We start from the raw sequence: 19,043 nt of genomic DNA, 5'->3' as shown, positions 1-19,043 counted from the left end.
ATTCCATCGCCGACCGGATGACCTCCCAGCTCGCCCTGGACGCGCTGGAATCGGCCGTCGCCCGCCGTGGTGGCCACGTCGCCGGCTGCACGCTGCACAGCGATCGTGGAGGCCAATTCCGGAGCCGGAAACTGCAGCAAGCGTTGTGGCGCCACCACATGCGCGGCTCGATGGGCCAGGTCGGCTCAGCCGGTGACAACGCCGCCATGGAGAGCTTCTTCAGCCTCCTGCAACGCAATGTGCTCAACCGCCGCACATGGGCCACACGCGAAGAGCTCCGCATCGCGATCGTGACCTGGATCGAACGCACCTACCACCGACGCCGCAGACAAGCCCGCCTCGGCCGCTTGACCCCCATCGAATACGAAACCATCATGAGCCACACCGCCACCCCGGCGGCCTAAACCACTGTCACAGTTTCCTTCAGCAGCCCCAGGTACGGCGGTGACATCCTATACACCGGCACAGCAAGAAGCGATTGATTGCCTCGATGAACCGTTGCAGATCATCGCGTGTGCGGGATCGGGAAAGACGCAGGTGATCTCGCAGCGGATCGCGAAGCTCCTGGCGCAGCCGGGCGTCGAACCGCGGAACATCATCGCCTTCACCTTCACCGAGAAGGCCGCCGCCGAGCTCAAGGATCGCGTGCTCGGCATCGTCGCGAAAGAACAGGGCGAGGTGATCGGGCTCGCTGAGATGTATATCGGCACCATGCACGGTTACTGCCTGGATCTGCTGCAGCGGCTGGTCCCGGAGACGTTCAAGTTTTCGGCGCTGACCGACATCACGACCCGGCTTCTCGTCGACCGCAACAGCAAGCAGTCCGGGCTGACGAACTGCCCGACACTGCCGCCTGCTCAGCAGAAGACGCTCAGGCGGTACACAAACTCTCCACTGTTCGTGCAGGCCATGAACGTGTTGCGGGAGGACACGGTCGACGAGGCTCAGGTGCCGGATGGGGTCCGACAGTCTTTCGCTTCGTACATGGGTCTTCTCTATAACAAGCGCCACTTCGACTTCACTGAGATGATCAACCTCGCGGTCCAGTACCTCGAGGATGACTCGGACGATGATCCTGATGTCAAAGCCGTCCAAGACCATATCCGCGACGACATCCGCTACCTCGTCGTCGACGAATATCAGGACGTCAACCCGGTTCAAGAGCGTCTGATCCAGGGGCTGATCCGCCACGGGGCCAATCTCTGTGTCGTCGGGGACGACGACCAGACGATCTACCAGTGGCGTGGAAGCCAGGTCTCCAACATCGTGACCTTCGCGAACCGTTACGACGGCGTCCGGCAAGTGACGCTCGCCGACAACTTCCGCTCGAGCAAGGGAGTCGTCGAACTCGGCCGATCGATCGCCGAGCGCATCCCGTTCGGCGGACGACTCCCCAAACGGATGGTCTCGGCCGAGAACCAGACCTGGGAGCGTGGTGACCTGCTCGCTCTCGAGTTCGGTGACTCCGCCGCGGAAGCAGCGTGGATCTGTGACCGTATCGAAGAGATGCGCGGCATGCCGTTCCAGGACGCACCTGGCGCTGAGCCGCGGGGGCTGTCCTGGTCGGACTGCTCAGTACTGTTCCGCTCGGTCTCCAGGGACGCCGACCCGCTCGTGGAGGAGCTGAAGAAGCGCGGAATCCCGTACGTGGTCAAGGGACTCAACCGGCTTTTCGAGAGCCCAGAGATCCAGGCCGTCGTCGGCATCTTCCGGTTCATGGTCCGGCAGATCACCGACGCCGATCTCCTCAGGCTATGGCGTACCGCCAACCTGCTCCCTGACGGACACGACTGGGCCGCCGCGATCGACGTCCTCGAACGCGGACGTGACTTCGACAGCGGCGAGCGATTCGGCGTCTACAACATCCAGCGCGTCTACCTCGAGTTCCTCGAGAAGTTGCGACTCCGCGAGGAGACGGTGCCCGGACACGAGGGACGTGCGGAACTCGTCTTCTATCAGTTGGGCAAGTTCAGTCAGGTGATTTCGGACTTCGAGGAGATCTACTTCAACACAGCCCCGACCACGAAGTACGAGTCTTTCGTCGGCTGGCTCGAACACCAGCGCCCGACTACTACGCGGAGTCGGATGCCGATGTCGGCTACGCCGCTCCTGACGCCGTCACGCTCGCGACCGTGCACCAGGCTAAGGGCATGCAATGGCCCGTCGTTTTCGTCCCGTGCTTGCGCAAGAATCGGTTTCCGTCCAAGCGGCACGGTGGGCTCGGCCTGTTCCACGTCATCCCGCAGACAGCGGTCGAGGACCCTGACCGATACCGCGGAACAACTGAGGACGAGACGCGCCTATTCTACGTCGCGGTGACTCGTTCGCAGAAGTACCTCAACCTGACGTTCTCGCCTGGTGACAGCAAGCTTTACAAGAACCGGTCGCCGCTGTTCGATCACTGTTCCGCACAGACCTGGGTCTCGACACGGCCAGGCTCGGCGCGCGCGACTAAGAAGCTGACGCCGTCGCCTCGCCACGAGACACCGCACGTCACCTTGTCGTTCTCTGAGCTCAAGTATCTCTTCGAGTGCCCATACTCCTTCAAGATGCGATTCCTGTACGGCTTCAACCCACCCCTGCACGAGGCCCTCGGTTACGGTAAGGGCCTCCACGATGCCCTTGCCGAGGTTCACAAGAAAGCCGCTGCCGGCCAGCTACTCGACGAGTCCCAAGCGGAACAGCTCGTCGAGACACACCTCCATGTGCCCTTCGCCTATCCGGAGTTAAAGCGGAACCTCACCAGGGCGGCGATCAAAGCGATCCGGCGCTACTTCCGCACACATGGCGAGGAGATCTCGCGTACCGTCCACTCGGAGAAACAGATCCAAGTCCATGTCGGTGAAGGTATCACGGTCGACGGACGTATCGACCTGATCCGCAAGCTCGACACCGACGAGCTCGCCATCGTGGACTTCAAGTCGACAGATCGTGCGCAGGCCGAGGAAGTCACACGTGACCAGCTCCACGTCTACGCGCTCGGCTACAGCGAGCTCACGGGCGAAAACGCCGACCTCATCGAGGTCCTAAACCTCGATGAGGAAGGGCGAAACACCCGAGAGGAGATCGAAGGTTCACTCCTGAATGGCATTCGGAGCGACATTCAGAAGGCGGGTGAATCTCTAAGGAAGAACCAGCTCCCTCGCCTTCCCGTCTGGTGCTCTCATTGCGATCGATGCGACTTCGCAACACTATGCAGGGATAAGCCACGTACGGGAATCGACGAACACAACTAGCAATCCGAGTGCCCGCGCCACACTGGTGCTGCCGCGCTTACCTCATTCCCTTGGTACGCGCTTCGGCAGGCGCGAGCCGAGGATCTCGGCTGCTTTCCGGTCGCTCGCCGCCACCCAGGCCGCGTATACGCGGAGCGTCGTCGCTCCTCCTCCGCCGTGGCCGAGGCGGCCGGCGACCGTGCGGAGGTCGACGCCCGCTGACAACAGTTCGGTCGCCGAGAAGTGGCGCAGTGCGTGGATGTGGGTGTTGACCGGTGGGTTCAGGCGTGCCGCCATGCGCTTGTACCGACGGGAGATCGCGTCCGGCGGATACGGCGTGGTCGCATCGGCACTGCGCGCCCCCATGAACACGAACATGTCCTCGTCGAGTTCCACGCCCACCTCGGCGAGCTCGTCGCGACAGTTTTCCTTGTGCGCGCGCAACAACGTGACGGTCTCGGAGTCGAGGGCGACGCGGCGCATCTGGTGCGTCTTCGTGTCCTTCTCCAGCCCCTTGCCCTTGCTCTGCACATAGGTGTGCCGAATCTCGATGATCTCGGCATCCAGGTCGACTCGCGACCAACGCAACCCGGCAACCTCGGCCCGCCGCATACCGGTGGTCATCACCAGCCACACGAGCGTGCCCCAATCATCACCCAGCTCGAAAGCAGCCTCCACCAATCGAGCCGCGTCAGCCGGCGTCGGGGGCTGGGGATCCGGCGGGCGCAGCTTCGGCCGCTGGGCGTTCTTGGCCGGATTGCTCTCAATCCACTCCCACCGCACCGCCGCATTCAAGGCGCTGCTGATGATCGAGTGGATCTGCCGCACCGTCGAGGCCGCCATCGGCCTACACCCGTGCGCCACGCACCCCTCGGCAGCACAGTCGTGCTCTCCGTCAGCCTTGTGCTTCTCGACAACCGCCTTCCCATCGCAGCGCATCCGGCACCGACGCAGGTCCGCGTAGAGGTTCTCCAGCTGCCGCGCTCCGAGCTTGCTCACCGCGACGTCGCCGAGCACGGGCTTGATCACGCGATCGATGTATCCGACATAGCTGTCCCGCGTGCTCTGCTCGATATCGGCGGTACGCAACCACTCATCAACGGCATAGCCGAACGTCACCGTCGACGCCGTCGACCGCTGCTTGAGCACCTTGGCCCGCAACTGCGTCAGCGTGTTCTCAGCCTTACGCCACGCCGCATCGTCCGTGCCGTTGATCTTCTCTCGGAGGTACGTCCGACGACCCGTCACCGGGTCGTCCCCGGCGTACACCACGACGCGCAGACTCCCGCCGCGCTGCTCGATGCGACCGCGCTGGCGGCCGTCGGTACGTCTCCGAGCCATACTCGGAGGCTACTCGCACCCAATTTCGCACCCAAGGGGTCGAACCCGGATGGGCGATACCGAGAACACGCAGGTCACAAGGGTGGGCCGGGTCGGACTTGAACCGACGGCCAAAGGATTATGAGTCCCCTGCTCTAACCAACTGAGCTACCGGCCCCGGCGCCGCGTGTGCGGTGCAGGGGGAACTATATCCACCCCTGCGCGTGGCCGAGTCCGTTGCACCGATAGCTGTGCTGGGCCGGGGGCTCCGACCGGTCAGTGGACGGTGTCGGTCAGGAGCTCGCCGAGGCGGTCGAGTGCGCCGGGGACGAGGGCGTAGTACGACCACTTTCCGCGTTGCTCGCGGTGCAGGAGGCCGGCGTCGACGAGGATCTTGAGGTGGTGGCTGACGGTCGGCTGCGACAGGTTCACCGGTTCGGTGAGGTCGCAGACGCACGCCTCACCGCCGTCGTGCGCCGCGACGAGTGAGAGCAGACGCAACCGGGTTCCGTCGGACAGGGCCTTGAAGACGCGGGCGAGATCGGCCGCTTTTCCCGGGTCCGCGGCCTCCTGAGTCAGAGGCGGAGGGTGGGACGCGGCGGCGGGATTCACGGTCGTCATTCTGCCACAGGGTTCCTCTCATCGATGTTTGTCGATATGGTCGACGCATTGACATCTATCGATGGGTTGATCCATGACACGCACCTGGCCGGAGACGTTGCAGTTCTTCGGGCTGCTCCTGGTCGAACTACTGGCCCTGTTCATGGTCATCACGTTCGTCGTCGTGCTCATCAACCGCAGGGTCGGCACCGAGCGGCTCAAGGGATGGCTCTCGGGCAACCGATTCACCGCGCCCGCGAAGGGAGTGCTGATCGGGGCGATCACCCCGTTCTGCTCGTGCTCCACGGTTCCGATGCTGACGGGCATGATCCGAGCCGGTGCCCCGTTCTCGGGAGCGGCCGCCTTCCTGATCGTGTCCCCGCTCGTGGACCCCATCATCCTCGCGATGATCGCCGTCCTGCTGGGCTGGCAGATGATGCTGGCCTACGCGGTCGTCATCGTCGTCAGCGCCATGGTGCTCGCGCTCATCTGGGACCAACTCGGGTTGGCGCGGCAGGTGCGCAAGGTGCGCGTCAGCGGCGGGGCACCGGACGACGGACCGTGGCAGGGTCTGCGCCCCGAGAGTCGCGTGGCGATCGGCGAAACCGTGCAGACCCTGCGCAAGATGTGGATCCCGCTCGTCATCGGCGTCGCCATCGGGGCCGTCATCCACGGCGCCGTCCCGCAGAGTCTGCTCGAGGGGTTCGGCAACGCCGTCTGGGCTGTGCCGCTTGCCGCGCTCATCGGAGTTCCCTTGTACATCAGGGGAACCGCCGCGCTGCCGATCGGCATGTCGCTCATCAGCTCGGGGGTGGGTGTCGGCCCGGTGTTCGCGATGATCATCGGCGGTACCGGAGCCAGCATCCCCGAGGTCACCATGCTGAGCGCCATCTTCAAACCGCGACTCCTGATCGCGTTCCTGGCCTCGGTCATGACCGTCGCCATCGGCGGAGGCCTGATCCTCCCGATGTTCGCCTGAATTCTGTCCGGAGAAGGAGAAACACCATGGCAGGTAAGGGAAAGGGCTTGATGTCGAAGCTCTTCGGCGGGAAGTCATCGAGCGGGGGCGACGCCTGCTGCGCGATGCAGATCGGCCCCGACGAGGACGACCAGGCCCAGCGCGGGGACGATTTCACCGACGCGCGGAGCGAGGGGACCGGGCAGTCCGAAGACGGCTGACGGCGTCCCGCGCCGGCCGGCTCAGGCGACGCGGAACTCGGCCTCGTCCACGGTGACGATGTCGCCGTGGACGAGCTGCCGGCCCCGGCGGCTCTCGGGCTCGCCGTTGACCCGGACCAGGCCCTCGCCCAACAGGGACCGCACATCGGAGCCGGCGTCGACCGCGCCGGCGAGCTTGAGGAACTGACCGAGTCGGATGGAGTCGGTACTGACGGCAACATCGTGCATGCCTCATCCTCTCGCGGCCTGCGTGCCGGCGCCCGTCAGGCCCCGGCACGCAGACCGCACGACGGCATCCTCGGTCAGCTCGGCTGCCGTTCGGACACTCGCTCGATCCTGCCGACCAGGAACACGTACGACAGGATGCCGACGACGGTCACCGCGGTCATGTAGCCGAACGCGGGGGTGAAGCTCTCGTCGGTGACGAGGAACCCGATCACGATCGGGGTCGCGATCGACGACAGGTTGCCGATGAAGTTGAACATGCCGCCGGTGAGACCGAGCAGTCGTTGCGGGGCCAGCGCGGACACCAGTGACCAGGTGATCGACGCGAGCCCGTTGCCGAAGAACGCGATCGACAGGAACGTGATCACCAGTGCCGTGGAGTCGGTGAACGCCGCGCCCGCCATCAGGGTGGTCAACAGCAGGCCGGTGATGATCGGCGCCTTGCGCGCCAGGCTCAGCGACACGCCCTTGCGCAACAGCAGATCCGAGACCAGCCCCGAGGACACCACGCCGATCACCGCCGCGACGTAGGGAAGCGAGGCCAGCAGACCCGACTCGATGTAGTCCATCCCACGGTAATCGACCAGGTACGTGGGGAACCACGTGAGGAAGAACCACAGGGTCGAGGTCAGACAGAACTGTCCGATGTAGATTCCCCACAGCTTCTTGCGGCCCAATACGGTCGCGACGTCGCCGCGGGTGTTCCGCGGGCGCTCCTGCGGTCGGTCCTCGGCGAGCTCCACCAGGCCGCCACCCGAGCGGATCAGGTCGATCTCGGCCTCGTTGGCACGCGAGTCGCGCGGCTCCCGGTACACGAGGTACCAGACCGCGCCCCAGACGATTCCGACGACACCGGTCAGGATGAACACCCAGTGCCAGGACATCGCGGCCTGCAGCCACGACAGCACCGGTGTCAGCAGCGCCAGGCCGATGAACTGTCCGGAGGTGTAGAAGCCGATGGCCGTCGCGCGCTCCCGTTCCGGGAACCACGCCGTGGCGACCCGGCTGTTGATCGGGTATGCCGGTGCCTCCAATGCGCCGACGAGCAGCCGCAGGACCACCAGAGCGGCGAACCCGCCGACGATGCCCATGAAGAACGTCGCCAGCGACCACAGGATCAGGCACAGTGTGTAGAGCACCCGTGGGGACACCCGGTCGACGAGCCAGCCGCCGGGAAGCTGCATGGCCGCGTACGTCCACCCGAATGCCGAGAGCAGCAGGCCTTGCTGTGCGGTGGACAGGTCCAGGTCGCCGGACAGGGCGGGCATCGCGATCGACAGGTTGGCGCGATCCATGTAGTTGATCACGACGGTGACGAAGAGCATCACCGCGACGATCACGCGGACCTTGGACGGCCGCCCCGTCCTGGCCGGTGTCGTGGTTCCGGAAGTCATCGCCGTCACCACTCCGCCACCGAACCGTCGCTGTGCCGCCAGACCGGGTTGCGCCACCGGTGTCCCTGGGCGGCCCGCTCGACGACGTACTCCTCGTTGATGTCGACGCCCAGGCCCGGGCCGGTGGGGATCGCGACCTGTCCGGTGTCGTAGGTGAACACGGCCGGATCGGTGAGGTAGTCCAACAGGTCGTTGGAGGTGTTGTAGTGGATGCCGAGGCTCTGTTCCTGGATCGTGGCGTTGTGGCAGCCGGCGTCGATCTGCAGGCACGCCGCCAGGGCGATCGGCCCGAGTGGACAGTGGAGGGCGAGCGCGACGTCGTAGGCCTCGGCCATGTGGGCGATCTTGCGGGCCTCGGTGATACCACCACAGTGCGACGGGTCGGGCTGGATGATGTCCACGGCACCGGAGGCCAGCACGGACTTGAAGTCCCACCGGGAGTACAGCCGCTCGCCCAGCGCGATCGGGATGGGCGAGTTCCTGAGGGTGTCGAGGAACCCGTCCACGTGCTCCGAGAGGACCGGTTCCTCGACGAACATCAACCGGTAGGGCTCCAGCTCGCGCAGCAGTACCTTGGCCATCGGCTTGTGCACGCGCCCGTGGAAGTCGACGCCGATGCCGATATCCGGCCCCACGGCCTCGCGGACCGCGGCGACGTTCGCCACGCACCGATCGACCTTGGCCCAGGTGTCGAGGTACTGCAACTCCTCGGTGCCGTTCATCTTGACCGCGGTGAAACCGCGGTCGACCACCTGGCGGGCGGCCTGCGCCGTGTCGGCCGGGCGGTCCCCGCCGATCCACGAGTAGACCTTGATGCGGTCACGAACCCGGCCACCGAGCAGCTCGTGCGCCGGGACGCCGAGTGCCTTGCCCTTGATGTCCCACAAGGCCTGGTCGATACCGGCCAGGGCACTCATGTGGATGCCACCGCCCCGGTAGAAACCACCCCGGTACAGCACGCTCCACAGATCCTCGATGTTCGAGGGATCCTGGCCCACGAGATAGTCGGAGAGCTCCTCGACGGTGGCGGCCACGGCGTCGGCGCGGCCCTCCAGGACCGGCTCGCCCCAGCCGGTGATTCCCTCGTCGGTCTCGACCTTCAGGAACAGCCAACGCGGCGGAACCCGATATGTCGTCATTGACACGATTTTCATCTGAATTCTTCCTTCTCGGTGAGTACCGTTGATGCGTTGCCGGTTCAGTCGCCCGTCCAGGCGCGCTGCATCGCGCGCGCCCGATCGCCGACCTCCGCGGGGGAGTCCCCAGGCCGGTACAGGGCCGAGCCGAGGCCGGCTCCGCCTGCCCCCGCCGCGGACCACGCGGCGAGGTTGGTCTCGTCGATCCCGCCCACCGGCAGCATCTCGACGTCGGAGGGCAGGACCGCTCGCCATGCCGTCATCCCGGCGATGCCGATCGTGTCCGCCGGGAACAGCTTCAGGTGTCGCGCACCGGCCCGGGCCGCGGCGAAGGCCTCCGTCGGAGTGGCCACGCCGGGGTAGGGGAGCAGTCCGTTGTGGATGGTCGCGTCGATGACCTCGGGATCGCAGTTGGGGGCGACGACGATCTGCCCGCCCGCGTCACGGGTACGGGCGACGTCGGCGGCCGTCAGTACCGTGCCGGCACCGATCACGCAGTGGGCGCCCAGGGACGTGGCCAGCCGCTCGACGGAGGTGAACGGTTCGGGCGAGTTCAGCGGTACCTCGATCGCGCGGATACCTGCGTCGACGAGGGCCTCGCCCACAGCGACGACGCCGCCCGGTGTGACGCCGCGCAGGATCGCGATCAGTCCGGTGTCGTTCATGGTGTCTCCTGAAGTCCGGCGGAACGGGCGATGTGCCACAGTCCGCGAGCTGTGACGTCTTCGACCAGCACGGTCGGCTCGAAGCCGTGGACGGCCAGTGCCCGGGAGTACCGGCGACACAGGTCGGCGCTGCCGCACAGCGCGACCGGCCCCGAGTCGGGCATCAGGTGGGCGACCTCGTCGGCGATCAGCACGCCCGACACGTAATCGGCGAGGGAGGCCGGATCGAGCAGGCCGTCGAGCACGAGCGGACGGGCGCCGAACAGTTCGGTGAGCAGGCCGCGCCCGGAACCGCCGGCCGACAGCCCCCGCGTGAACGCCTCGTCGTCGCGAACGGGTTCGGTGGCCGTGCGGGCGAGGATGCTGTCGGTCGTCAACAGCCCGAACAGCTCGCCCGACATCGCGGTGGCGAAGGAGAGCACGGTGCCGTCGTCGACGTGGACCCATTTGCTGTGCGTACCGGGAAGGACGAGCGTGAGCTGTCCGACCGGATCTCCGAGTGCCTCGAGCGCACCGACGATCTGGGTCTCCTCACCGCGAATGACATTGCCCGCCGCGGCGTCGCGGCTCGGAACCCGCAGGCCGGGTACGAGGTGCACGACGCCGTCGCGGTGGGCCACCGGTGTGAGCGAGCCGGGTCCGTACGCCGGTTTCGTGGGAACGGTCAGGTAGCCGGCGTCGGCCCACCCCTGGGCGCTGCCGACCATTCCGCAGGCGATCACCGGAAGATCGGGGTGCGCGTCGAGCCAGTCACCGCACGTGGCGCGGAACGCCGATTCGTAGGCGCGGGCACGTGCCGCGTCGTCGTGCGGGTCGATGCCGGCCGTCGTCGAGAGCAGACCCTGGTCCGGACGCCGCGAGTCGACGATCTGCCCGGCGTCGTCGAGCAGCCACGCGCGCTGTGCGGTGGTTCCCCAGTCGAGCGCGATCAGGCTCGGGGTCGAACGGGCCTCGGTCATGCGGGGCACTCTGGAAAAGCTTTCCCGATAATGCCAACACTGTCCCGATATGTAGGATCGAGCTGTGACTGTCGAGGAAACCCCGGTTCCACCGGGCACGCAGACGCTCGCCCGCGGCCTGGCCGTAGTCCGGGCCGTCGCCGACGGTGCCGACGACCTGCGCGCCGTGGTCGAGCGCACCGGACTGGGGCGTAGCACCGCACATCGACTCGTCCAGCTGCTGGTACGTGAGGGCTACCTGCGGACCGGGCGGGACGGCTACACCCTTGGGCCGACCTTGATCGAGCTGGGTTTCCAGGCACTGCACGGAAATCCGTTGCCGGTCGTCGCCCGTCCGGTGCTGGAGGAGTTGTCCGACCAGTTGAAGGACACCGTTCACCTTGCGGTCCGGGACGGTTCGTCGGTGCTCTACCTCGACAAACTGCCCGGGTCCAGGGGAGCGGAGATGCGTTCCCGGATCGGCCACCGAATGCCGCTGACCCGTACGGGGGTGGGGATGGCGTTGCTGGTCGACACGCCGGACGAGTGGGAGCACTTGTACGAGGCCGAGACCGCTGTCGCCCCTGAGCAGGCGCGGCCCGACGACGTCGAGACCTTTACGGCGCGGATGCACGAGTACGCCGCGGCCCAGGTGGCGATGGACCTCGAGGACAACGAGCCCGGCATCCGTTGCGTGGCGGCCCCGGTCCGTGACGCATCCGGCGCCGTCGTCGGGGCGATCAGCGTGTCGGCCACCCGGCCGTACATGCCGGCGGCGCGGATGCGCGGTCTCGTGCAGGTGATGAGCCGCAGTGCGGGGCGCATTTCCGCCGCACTCGGCCACAAACCGCGGTGAGCGTGGGCCCTCCGGTCCCGGTCAGCCGCCGAAGTGGTGGATGGCGGTGCGCACGGCGGTCTCGTCCAGTCCGGTGCCGGGGAACCGCGCAAGGCGGACGCGTGGGATGGCGCGCAGCATCCGGCCGTGCTCCGGGTCGGTGAGCGCCTCGCCCATGCCCATGCCGTCGAACTGCTGCAACAGCCACTCGCGGGCGTCGGCGCGGGCCAGGAAGTCCTCGGCGGTCGCGTCCATCGACAGCGGCGCCGCGCTGCCGTCGCCGTCGAGGTGCACCGTTGCCGTGCACCGGATGTCGCGGCTCGAGGACCGGTGGTCGACATGTCCGGGAGCGAGCCCGCCTCCACCGTAACCGCGTGGCCGGGGGCGGCCGCCGGACGTAGATTGGTCGGCGACCCCCCGTACGAGCACCCAGGAGCCAGCACCCTCATGCGAACCGTCCCGTTCGGACCGACCGGCCGGAATGCCGCCAACATCGTCGCCGGGATGATGCGGATCTCCGGCAGCACGGACGAGGAGATCCGTGCGCTCTACACCGCCGCGCGCGAGGCTGGGGTGGACGTGTTCGACCACGCCGACATCTACGGCGGCGAGCGGCATCTGTGCGAGCGCATGTTCGGCCGGGCGGTGACGCTGACACCGTCCGAACGCGAGCAGATCATGCTGCAGAGCAAGACCGGCATCATCGCCGGCGAGTCGTACTACGATTCCTCCTACGAGCACATCGTCACCTCGGCCGAGGAGTCGTTGACCGCGCTCGGCACCGACTACCTCGACGTGCTGCTCATCCACCGGCCCGACGCGCTCGTCGAACCCGACGAGGTGGCGCGGGCGTTCGACGACCTCGAGGCGAGCGGCAAGGTGCGGGCGTTCGGGGTGTCGAACCACACGCCGCGGCAGATCGACCTGCTCAGGACGGCGGTCACCCAGCCCATCACGGTCAACCAGATCCAGCTGTCGATCACCCATTCCACGGTCGTCGCGCAGGGCCTGGCGTCCAACATGGCCGGTGAGGAGGACTCGGTCACGCGCGACGGCGGCGGCATCCTCGACTACTGCCGACTGCACGGCATCACCGTGCAGGCCTGGTCGCCGTTCCAGAAGGGCGTCGAGCCCGGCGTGTTCCTCGGCGCCGACGAGTATCCGCAGCTGAACGCCGAACTGGACCGGCTCGCCGCCGCCTACGACGTCACGCCCACGGCCGTCGCCACGGCGTGGATCACGCGCCACCCGGCAGGCATGCAGGTCGTGCTCGGCACGACCAGGCCGGAACGCATCGGTGAGGCCGCCGCCGGATCGGACCTCCCGCTCACCCGCGCCGAGTGGTACGGCCTGCTGAAAGCTGCCGGACACACCATCCCCTGACACACGTCCACACGGCGGCGAGGCAAGTGCCGTCGCAGTGCCGCGTCCGCTCGGTGCTCCCACCGCCCCTCGGGTGACACCGTCCCTCGGATGTCCGATTTTTCTCGAAAATCCCTTGTGATCTCGAGAGGCCCGTGCTTACCGTCGGGGTGGGCAGATTGCCGCGGCACGAGGAGGTCGTCGGATGTCCGAGGGCATCGAGCGCAAGCGGGTGGCGCTGACGTTCGACAACGGGCCCACGCCCGGTGTCACCGAGGCGGTACTCGACGAGCTGGCGGCGCGGGACATCACCGCCACGTTCTTCATGGTCGGCACCCGACTCCGGGAACCCGGTGGGTACGACCTCGCCCGGCGGGTCGCGGCCGCCGGGCACCGGATCGGGCACCACACCGCCACCCACACCGTGCAACTGGCTCCGCCGACGACCCGGAGGAGGCCGTGGCCGCCGAGATCAGCGCCATCGAGTCCGACATCGACGCCCTGTCCGGGGCGAGCGACACCACCGGCGAGCGGCTCTTCCGGCCCTACGCCGGCGGAGGCGTCCTCGGCACGCACGTGTTCAGTCCGGCAGCCGTGGACTACCTGCAGCAGCACCGCTACACGTGCGTGCTGTGGAACGTCCTGCCCCACGACTGGGACGACCCGACCGGCTGGGTCGACACCGGATTCGAGCAGACCGCCGGCACCGACTGGTCGGTGGTCGTCCTGCACGACATCGACACCGGTGCCATGCGGCGGCTTCCGGAATTCCTCGACGGCCTCGACGCCCAGGGCGCCGAGTTCGTCACCGAATTCCCCGGTTCGTGCGTGCCCATCAAACAGGGCCGGCCGCAATGGTCCATGGCCCACCTCACCAGCAGCCCCGATCACAGGCGACGGAGTTGATCAGGATGACCCAGACCCTTCCCGCCCGACTGCACCATCACGCGTGGATGGTCGAGGACCAGGAAGTCAATCGGCAGTTCTACGAGGACATCATCGGTTTGCCGCTGGTGGCCACGTGGAGCGAGACCGAGGAGCTGTTCGGCGCCGAACGCGTGTACTGCCACACGTTCTTCGGCCTCGCCGACGGCAGCGCCCTCGCCTTCTTCCAGTTCGCCGATCCGGAGGACCAGAAGGAGTTCAAGACCGACGTCAACTTCACCCCGATGCGCCACCTCGCGCTCAAGGTGGACCAGGACGTGCAGGACTCCATTCGGAAACGCATTGCCGACGCCGGATACACCGAACCCGACACGTTCGTCCTCGACCACGGATATTGCGTGTCGCTCTACATCAAGGATCCCAACGGATTGATGCTCGAATTCGTCGTCGATCACCCCGACATCGAACGGATCAACGCCGAACGGGCGAAGACCGCGCACGCCGACCTCGAACGGTGGCTCGGCGGCGACCACACCACCAACAACGATTTCCGCTGACGGGTCGACGATGCCACCGGGCCGGACCAAAGCCGACGCGCTCTTCACCCGCCTCCGCGGCGACATCCTGACCGGCGCACTGCAGCCGGGACAGCGCTTGCGGTACGGGCAGCTGTGCGAGCATTACGGCACGAGCATGGGTGTGCTGCGCGAGACGCTGGTCCGGCTCGCCGAACTGGGCCTGGTGCGCGGTGAGCAGCAACAAGGCTTCCAGGTGACCCCGCTGTCGGCGGCAGACCTTCGGGAACTCACCGACACCCGCGAGGAGATCGAGGGTCTGGCGGTCCGCCGCGCCATCACCGACGGCGACGTCACCTGGGAGTCCGAGCTGCTCGCCGCGCACCACCGGCTCGAACGCACCCCCGTCACCGGAGGCGACGGCGAGGCGGCCGATCCGCCCCAGGTCAGCGAGGACTGGGCCGAGGCGCACGCCTGTTTCCACCACACCCTGCTCGACGGGTGCGACAACCGGCGACTCAAGACCTACGCCGCGTCCCTGCGCGACGCCGCCGAGGTGTACCGCCGCTGGGCCTTCACGGTCGGCCACGACCAGGACCGCGACATCGCGGCCGAGCACGCCGCCATCCTGGAGGCGGCCCTGCAACGCGACGCCGACCTGGCCGTGGCGCTGCTCCGCGCGCACATCCGGCGCACGACCACCACGCTGCTTGCCGCGATGGAACGGCAGTGGCCGGACCAGGCCTGACCAGATTTTCGAGAATCCGACCGAGGTCCACCAGCCGAGGAGTCCGCACCCATGCGCATCGCCAACGTCGAAGGGCGGCTGACCCTGCTGACCGCCGGTGGGGGCGTCGACGTCGCCACCGCGTCGAACGGCCGGTTCTCCGCCGACCCGCAGGCCGCGTACGAGGCGTGGGACGAACTGCGCCACTGGGCCGCCACGTCGGGCGCGCAGGAGTCCACAGTGGACATCGATGCGGCGGCGTTCGGCCCGCCGGCGCCGTGGCCCCGGCAGGTGTTCGCCGTCGGCCTCAACTACCGCGAACACGCCGCGGAGGGCGGCTACACCACGCTGCCCGACGAACCGGTCGTGTTCACGAAGTACGCCAGTTCGCTGACCGGGCCGGTCACCGAGGTCGTGCTGCCGGAGGGGTCGGTCGACTGGGAGGTCGAACTGGTCGCCGTCGTGGGCCGCACCGCGCGGCACGTCGACGCCGGCCGGGCGTGGGACCACATCGCCGGACTGACCGTGGGGCAGGACCTGTCCGAACGACAGCGGCAGAAGTGCGGCCCGGCACCACAGTTCGGCCTGGCCAAGTCGCACCCCGGTTTCTCGCCGACCGGCCCGGTGCTCGTGACCCCCGACGAACTGGCCGATCCCGACGACGTCGCGATCGGCTGCGCGCTGGGCGGTGAGGAGATGCAGAAGGCGCGGACCTCGGACATGATCTTCCCGATTCCGCACCTCGTGGCGCACCTGTCGTCGCTCCTGACCCTGCTGCCCGGCGACCTGATCTTCACCGGCACGCCGGCCGGGGTGGGCGTGGGCCGCACGCCACAGCGGTTCCTCGCCCCGGGCGAGGAACTCGTCAGCTGGGTCGACGGCATCGGCGAACTCCGCCAACGCTTCACCTGACCGCCTCGCGTACTTGATCGTCGTGGAATCGGTAGGACCGACGTGGCGTTGTCGTCAGCATGAGTCTTGACGACGAGCGCATAGAGATCGTTCGCGACTACTTTCGCAAGATCGACGGCGGCGACCCGAGCGTGATGGACCTCTACACCGAGGACGTCGAGTTGTATTTCCCCAAATTCGGTTACGGCACAGGCAAGGCCGATATGGCGGAGTTCGCCCGTAGGCTCGGGCAGGAGCTCGGCTCGTTGGAACACGACATCGATGGACTCGAGATCATCGTTGCTGGTGATCGTATCGTCGTGGAGGGCCGCGAGTGGGGGACAACCGCCGACGGCAGGTCCTGGCCGGACGGGATCATTTCGACGGGCCGCTTCTGCAACGTGTTCACCTTCCGCGACACGCTGATCAGCAGCGTCCACATCTATGTCGATCCGGACTTCACCAGCAGCCACAGGGAGAAGGTCGATCAACTCCACCGTGGGTGAACTGCGGTGGTCGGGCGCGTCGTTAGCCGGCGCGGTCCTGGGCGTGGAGTGCGGCGAGCAGGTCGTCGCGAGCGCGGGCGATCCGGGAGCGCAGGGTGCCGACGGGGCAGCCGCAGATCTCGGCGGCCTCGGCGTAGCTGTAGCCGAGGATCTGGGTCAGCACCAGCGCTTCGCGGCGGTCGGGTTCGAGTTGGTCGAGCAGCAGCTGGGTATCGACGGCGGCCTCGAACCCGGTCGCCCGGTCGTCCCCGGTGGTCGGCAGCTGCTCGGCCACGTCCTCCCAGGTGCGGTGGGCGCTGCGGGGTCGCACCGTCTCGCGCCGGACGGTGTCGACGAACACCCGGCGCGCGATGGACAACAACCACGTCCGCGACGACGCCCGGCCCGCGAACCGGGGGAGCGCCGTCACCGCGCGCAGATACGTCTCCTGCGTGAGGTCGTCGGCGGTCCGTGGACCGTTCAGGTGCACGAGAAAGCGCCACACCTCGGCCTGGGTCGCTCTGACCCACGCCTCGAACGCGGCCCGGTCACCCCGGGCCGCGGCGATCGCCAACTCGGTCACCTGCTCGTCATCGCGCTGTGCACGAACACTCACGCTCGGTGACCCTAGCGTAGTCCGGCCCTGCCCGGGAACTGCCGATCCCGAATGTCCGACCATTGCGGTGTGGACTGTACGAATTATCGGGATGCACTGTCCGCGCGCCTGGACGGCGAGGACGAGCATCGGGACCCCGTGGCTCCCACCGGCGCCACGGGCGCGGGGGACACCGCGGCGGTGGATCGGCACCTCGCCTCGTGCGGGTCCTGCCGCGACTGGTGGGACCACAGCAACCGGTTGCGCCGCATGATGCGCCTGACGCCGGCGCCGGACGTGCCCGATCTGACCGACCGGATCACCGCGGTCGCCGTCCCGCCGCGGCGGGAACACTGGGGGCTGCGGATCCCGCTTGCCGTCGTCGGACTGCTCCAAAGTGGACTCGGATTGTCCCAATTGCTCGGTTCGCCCGACGGCCACGGGGCGGTCTCCGGCATGGCGGCCCACCTGGGACACGAGAGTGCCGCATGGAACCTCGCCATCGGGTTCGCCCTGCTGTGGGCGGCGCTGCGGCCCCACGCGACCACCGGCCTGCTGCCGCTGTTGACGGTGTTCACCGGCGTGCTGGGGGTCGTGTCGGTCGTCGACCTCATCGGGGGCGCCGCCACGGCCGGACGGGTCCTGTCTCACGGCATCGTCGTGGCCGGGGTCTGCCTGCTGGCGCTCCTGCGCCGCCGGGACCGCGACAACGGCCCCACCCCGGCGTCGGTGGAACCGGCCGCCGACACGGCGGGGCGCGCCGCCACCGGCGTGACGTCCGCGGCCTGACGTCAAGGGTTCTGTGACATGACTCCAAACCCCGCGCCGCCGTGAACTCCGGGCCCTGGCCCGGCGACCACTGCGACGGACCGCACCGGTGAGGAGGCCGTGTCGTGATCGATGCTCCGGTACTGCGTTGGCTGTTGACCCTGCTGTTCGTCGGCACGACCCTGTGGCACGCGGCCGTGGCCGTCCTGCCGCGCGTGCGCTCGGCCGTGCGGGTCGACGCCGTGTGTCACACGTTGATGGGCGCGGCGATGGTGGCGATGGTGTGGCCGTGGGGGATGGCCGTGCTCACCGTCCCGCAGACCGTCCTGTTCGTCCTGGCCTGCGGCTGGTTCCTCGGCCGCACCGTCGTCGGATCCGGCCACGACCACGCCGACGCGTTCGCCGTGACCCGCGGCGCGGGGGTGCATCACGCCGCGATGATGGCGGCCATGGCGTGGATGGTCGCCAGCATGCCCAGCCTGATGGGCGGACACGGATCCGGCGGCGGGCACCACCACCATGCGCTCGGCACGACCGCGGCGGTCGGGGCCGAGCCGGCCGTCCTGGCGGCACCGGCCGCGATGATCACCGCGAACGTCGTCCTCGGTGTCGTGTTCGTCCTGGCATGTCTGCCATGGCTCGCGCAGGCCTTCGACCTCGGCCGCCGACTGCCCGATCCGCAGGCACCGGGGCTGGGCCGGGTCGTCGCCGACCGCACCTGTCACGCCGGCATGACCCTCGGCATGGGCGTCATGTTCCTCGCCACCGGCGGCTGAACCACGCCGTGGTCATCCGATCGGGTCAGTTCCGGATTTCCGTGTGGCGCCCGGGAACTCGGCACCCGCTCCGCCCGACCTCCTCGCGTGTGGACCGGACGACGACAAGGACGGATGAACCGGTGAATCAGACGACGTACACGGTGGCCGGGATGACCTGCTCACACTGCGTGGCCTCGGTGACCGAGGAACTGACCGCGGTGAGCGGCGTCGAGCAGGTCGACGTCGACCTCGAGACCGCCCAGGTACGCGTGACGAGCGACAGGGTCCTGCCGCTCGAGGTCATCGGTCAGGCCGTCACCGAGGCCGGCTACGAGCTGGTCGGCTGAGAAGGAGAGAACCATGGAACACATCGCGACGTTCTGCGGGAACTGCGACTGCGGATGCCCGGAGCTGTACGTGAATCCGGACGCCGCCGAGGAGCGGCGGATCGTGATCACCGACGACTTCGGGCAGCGGATCGAGATGAGCCGCGAACAGCTGGCGGTGCTCGTGGCCGACATCAAGGCCGGCGCCGTCGACGGGGCGGCCG

The 19,043-nt window shown here is 67.7% G+C and carries 23 protein-coding genes, 1 tRNA gene and 3 pseudogenes; 17 read left to right on the top strand and 10 right to left on the bottom strand.

The genetic code is table 11. The features are described 5' to 3' along the window. From BJF85_RS10340 to BJF85_RS28860, 4 genes and pseudogenes are all read left to right on the top strand, one after another. Positions 1 to 404: DDE-type integrase/transposase/recombinase (locus tag BJF85_RS10340; RefSeq protein WP_139320566.1), on the top strand; the 404-nt coding region annotated here is incomplete at its 5' end. Between the two features lie 40 nt (positions 405 to 444). After that, positions 445 to 1,746: pseudogene (locus tag BJF85_RS10335) on the top strand (ATP-dependent helicase); the annotation flags it as partial. A gap of 404 nt (positions 1,747 to 2,150) precedes the next feature. Continuing rightward, positions 2,151 to 2,291 (top strand): annotated as a pseudogene (locus BJF85_RS31345) (hypothetical protein); the annotation flags it as partial. A 24-nt stretch (positions 2,292 to 2,315) separates the two neighbouring features. Beyond that, positions 2,316 to 3,236 carry a PD-(D/E)XK nuclease family protein gene (locus tag BJF85_RS28860; protein ID WP_255375537.1) on the top strand — a complete coding sequence of 307 codons (921 nt, stop codon included), beginning with the start codon at positions 2,316 to 2,318 and terminating at the stop codon, positions 3,234 to 3,236. Between the two features lie 42 nt (positions 3,237 to 3,278). Here the strand turns inward: BJF85_RS28860 and BJF85_RS10330 are convergent, their stop codons facing one another. The 3 genes from BJF85_RS10330 to BJF85_RS10320 form a co-directional block, all read right to left on the bottom strand. Next, the gene (locus BJF85_RS10330) at positions 3,279 to 4,556 is read right to left on the bottom strand and encodes a site-specific integrase (protein WP_075846892.1); all 1,278 of its coding nucleotides are present in this window, start codon (positions 4,554 to 4,556) and stop codon (positions 3,279 to 3,281) included. 83 nt (positions 4,557 to 4,639) lie between these two features. Further along, a tRNA-Ile gene (locus BJF85_RS10325) sits at positions 4,640 to 4,713 on the bottom strand. 98 nt (positions 4,714 to 4,811) lie between these two features. Next, positions 4,812 to 5,156 (bottom strand): helix-turn-helix transcriptional regulator, encoded by a 345-nt coding sequence (locus BJF85_RS10320; protein WP_083666204.1) that lies wholly within the window; start codon positions 5,154 to 5,156, stop codon positions 4,812 to 4,814. A 73-nt stretch (positions 5,157 to 5,229) separates the two neighbouring features. Here BJF85_RS10320 and BJF85_RS10315 point away from each other — a divergent pair, with 73 nt between their 5' ends. Then, positions 5,230 to 6,114, top strand: coding sequence for a permease (locus BJF85_RS10315; RefSeq protein WP_075846891.1), 885 nt, complete (start codon positions 5,230 to 5,232; stop codon positions 6,112 to 6,114). 26 nt (positions 6,115 to 6,140) lie between these two features. After that, entirely contained in the window at positions 6,141 to 6,314 is a 174-nt protein-coding gene (locus BJF85_RS27930) for a hypothetical protein (RefSeq protein WP_158056874.1), read from the top strand. Between the two features lie 21 nt (positions 6,315 to 6,335). On the opposite strand, the gene BJF85_RS10310 is transcribed toward BJF85_RS27930, so the two are convergent. From BJF85_RS10310 to BJF85_RS10290, 5 genes are all read right to left on the bottom strand, one after another. Then, positions 6,336 to 6,542, bottom strand: a complete 207-nt coding sequence (locus BJF85_RS10310) for an RNA-binding S4 domain-containing protein (protein WP_075846889.1) — start codon at positions 6,540 to 6,542, stop codon at positions 6,336 to 6,338. A 74-nt stretch (positions 6,543 to 6,616) separates the two neighbouring features. Beyond that, the gene (locus tag BJF85_RS10305; RefSeq protein ID WP_075846904.1) at positions 6,617 to 7,933 is read right to left on the bottom strand and encodes an MFS transporter; all 1,317 of its coding nucleotides are present in this window, start codon (positions 7,931 to 7,933) and stop codon (positions 6,617 to 6,619) included. Positions 7,934 to 7,938: 5 nt separating this feature from the next. Beyond that, complete coding sequence (gene dgoD / locus BJF85_RS10300) at positions 7,939 to 9,087, bottom strand: galactonate dehydratase (protein ID WP_075846887.1); 1,149 nt, start codon at positions 9,085 to 9,087, stop codon at positions 7,939 to 7,941. Positions 9,088 to 9,131: 44 nt separating this feature from the next. Next, positions 9,132 to 9,734, bottom strand: coding sequence for a 2-dehydro-3-deoxy-6-phosphogalactonate aldolase (locus BJF85_RS10295; RefSeq protein WP_075846885.1), 603 nt, complete (start codon positions 9,732 to 9,734; stop codon positions 9,132 to 9,134). Further along, on the bottom strand, positions 9,731 to 10,693 hold the full coding sequence (locus BJF85_RS10290; RefSeq protein ID WP_075846883.1) for a 2-dehydro-3-deoxygalactonokinase: 963 nt from the start codon (positions 10,691 to 10,693) through the stop codon (positions 9,731 to 9,733). Before BJF85_RS10290 ends, BJF85_RS10295 begins: the two co-directional genes overlap by 4 nt. Before the next feature lie 64 nt (positions 10,694 to 10,757). Here BJF85_RS10290 and BJF85_RS10285 point away from each other — a divergent pair, with 64 nt between their 5' ends. Next, a complete protein-coding gene (locus BJF85_RS10285; protein WP_075846881.1) occupies positions 10,758 to 11,528 on the top strand; it encodes an IclR family transcriptional regulator in 771 nt (256 codons plus the stop codon). A 21-nt stretch (positions 11,529 to 11,549) separates the two neighbouring features. Here the strand turns inward: BJF85_RS10285 and BJF85_RS10280 are convergent, their stop codons facing one another. Continuing rightward, positions 11,550 to 11,936, bottom strand: coding sequence for a hypothetical protein (locus BJF85_RS10280; RefSeq protein WP_139320565.1), 387 nt, complete (start codon positions 11,934 to 11,936; stop codon positions 11,550 to 11,552). Positions 11,937 to 11,954: 18 nt separating this feature from the next. Between BJF85_RS10280 and BJF85_RS10275 the strand changes: the two genes are divergently transcribed. From BJF85_RS10275 to BJF85_RS10250, 7 genes and pseudogenes are all read left to right on the top strand, one after another. Further along, positions 11,955 to 12,890 (top strand): aldo/keto reductase family oxidoreductase, encoded by a 936-nt coding sequence (locus tag BJF85_RS10275; protein WP_075846878.1) that lies wholly within the window; start codon positions 11,955 to 11,957, stop codon positions 12,888 to 12,890. Positions 12,891 to 13,074: 184 nt separating this feature from the next. After that, positions 13,075 to 13,281: pseudogene (locus tag BJF85_RS31340) on the top strand (polysaccharide deacetylase family protein); the annotation flags it as partial. Between the two features lie 47 nt (positions 13,282 to 13,328). Next, a complete protein-coding gene (locus BJF85_RS26535) occupies positions 13,329 to 13,775 on the top strand; it encodes a hypothetical protein (protein ID WP_083666202.1) in 447 nt (148 codons plus the stop codon). 5 nt (positions 13,776 to 13,780) lie between these two features. Then, positions 13,781 to 14,311, top strand: a complete 531-nt coding sequence (locus tag BJF85_RS10265; RefSeq protein WP_075846876.1) for a VOC family protein — start codon at positions 13,781 to 13,783, stop codon at positions 14,309 to 14,311. Positions 14,312 to 14,321: 10 nt separating this feature from the next. Further along, a complete protein-coding gene (locus tag BJF85_RS10260) occupies positions 14,322 to 15,017 on the top strand; it encodes a GntR family transcriptional regulator (protein WP_075846874.1) in 696 nt (231 codons plus the stop codon). Between the two features lie 51 nt (positions 15,018 to 15,068). After that, positions 15,069 to 15,908 (top strand): fumarylacetoacetate hydrolase family protein, encoded by an 840-nt coding sequence (locus BJF85_RS10255; RefSeq protein WP_075846872.1) that lies wholly within the window; start codon positions 15,069 to 15,071, stop codon positions 15,906 to 15,908. Positions 15,909 to 15,967: 59 nt separating this feature from the next. Continuing rightward, positions 15,968 to 16,393: a nuclear transport factor 2 family protein gene (locus BJF85_RS10250; protein WP_075846870.1), complete on the top strand. Its 426-nt coding sequence runs from the start codon at positions 15,968 to 15,970 to the stop codon at positions 16,391 to 16,393. 22 nt (positions 16,394 to 16,415) lie between these two features. Here the strand turns inward: BJF85_RS10250 and BJF85_RS10245 are convergent, their stop codons facing one another. Beyond that, positions 16,416 to 16,988, bottom strand: coding sequence for a sigma-70 family RNA polymerase sigma factor (locus BJF85_RS10245; RefSeq protein WP_075846868.1), 573 nt, complete (start codon positions 16,986 to 16,988; stop codon positions 16,416 to 16,418). A gap of 69 nt (positions 16,989 to 17,057) precedes the next feature. On the opposite strand from BJF85_RS10245, the gene BJF85_RS10240 reads away from it, so the two are divergent. From BJF85_RS10240 to BJF85_RS10230, 3 genes are all read left to right on the top strand, one after another. Beyond that, positions 17,058 to 17,756, top strand: coding sequence for a hypothetical protein (locus BJF85_RS10240; RefSeq protein WP_083666198.1), 699 nt, complete (start codon positions 17,058 to 17,060; stop codon positions 17,754 to 17,756). A gap of 104 nt (positions 17,757 to 17,860) precedes the next feature. Beyond that, positions 17,861 to 18,511 carry a DUF5134 domain-containing protein gene (locus BJF85_RS10235; RefSeq protein WP_075846864.1) on the top strand — a complete coding sequence of 217 codons (651 nt, stop codon included), beginning with the start codon at positions 17,861 to 17,863 and terminating at the stop codon, positions 18,509 to 18,511. Between the two features lie 152 nt (positions 18,512 to 18,663). After that, a complete protein-coding gene (locus tag BJF85_RS10230) occupies positions 18,664 to 18,840 on the top strand; it encodes a heavy-metal-associated domain-containing protein (RefSeq protein WP_369822140.1) in 177 nt (58 codons plus the stop codon). Positions 18,841 to 19,043 lie beyond the last annotated feature (203 nt).

Source organism: Saccharomonospora sp. CUA-673 (assembly GCF_001942305.1).
In the GTDB taxonomy this organism is placed as follows: domain Bacteria; phylum Actinomycetota; class Actinomycetes; order Mycobacteriales; family Pseudonocardiaceae; genus Prauserella.
The sequence above is the reverse complement of the archived record's forward strand: the minus strand, read 5'-3'. Positions and strand labels throughout refer to the sequence as shown.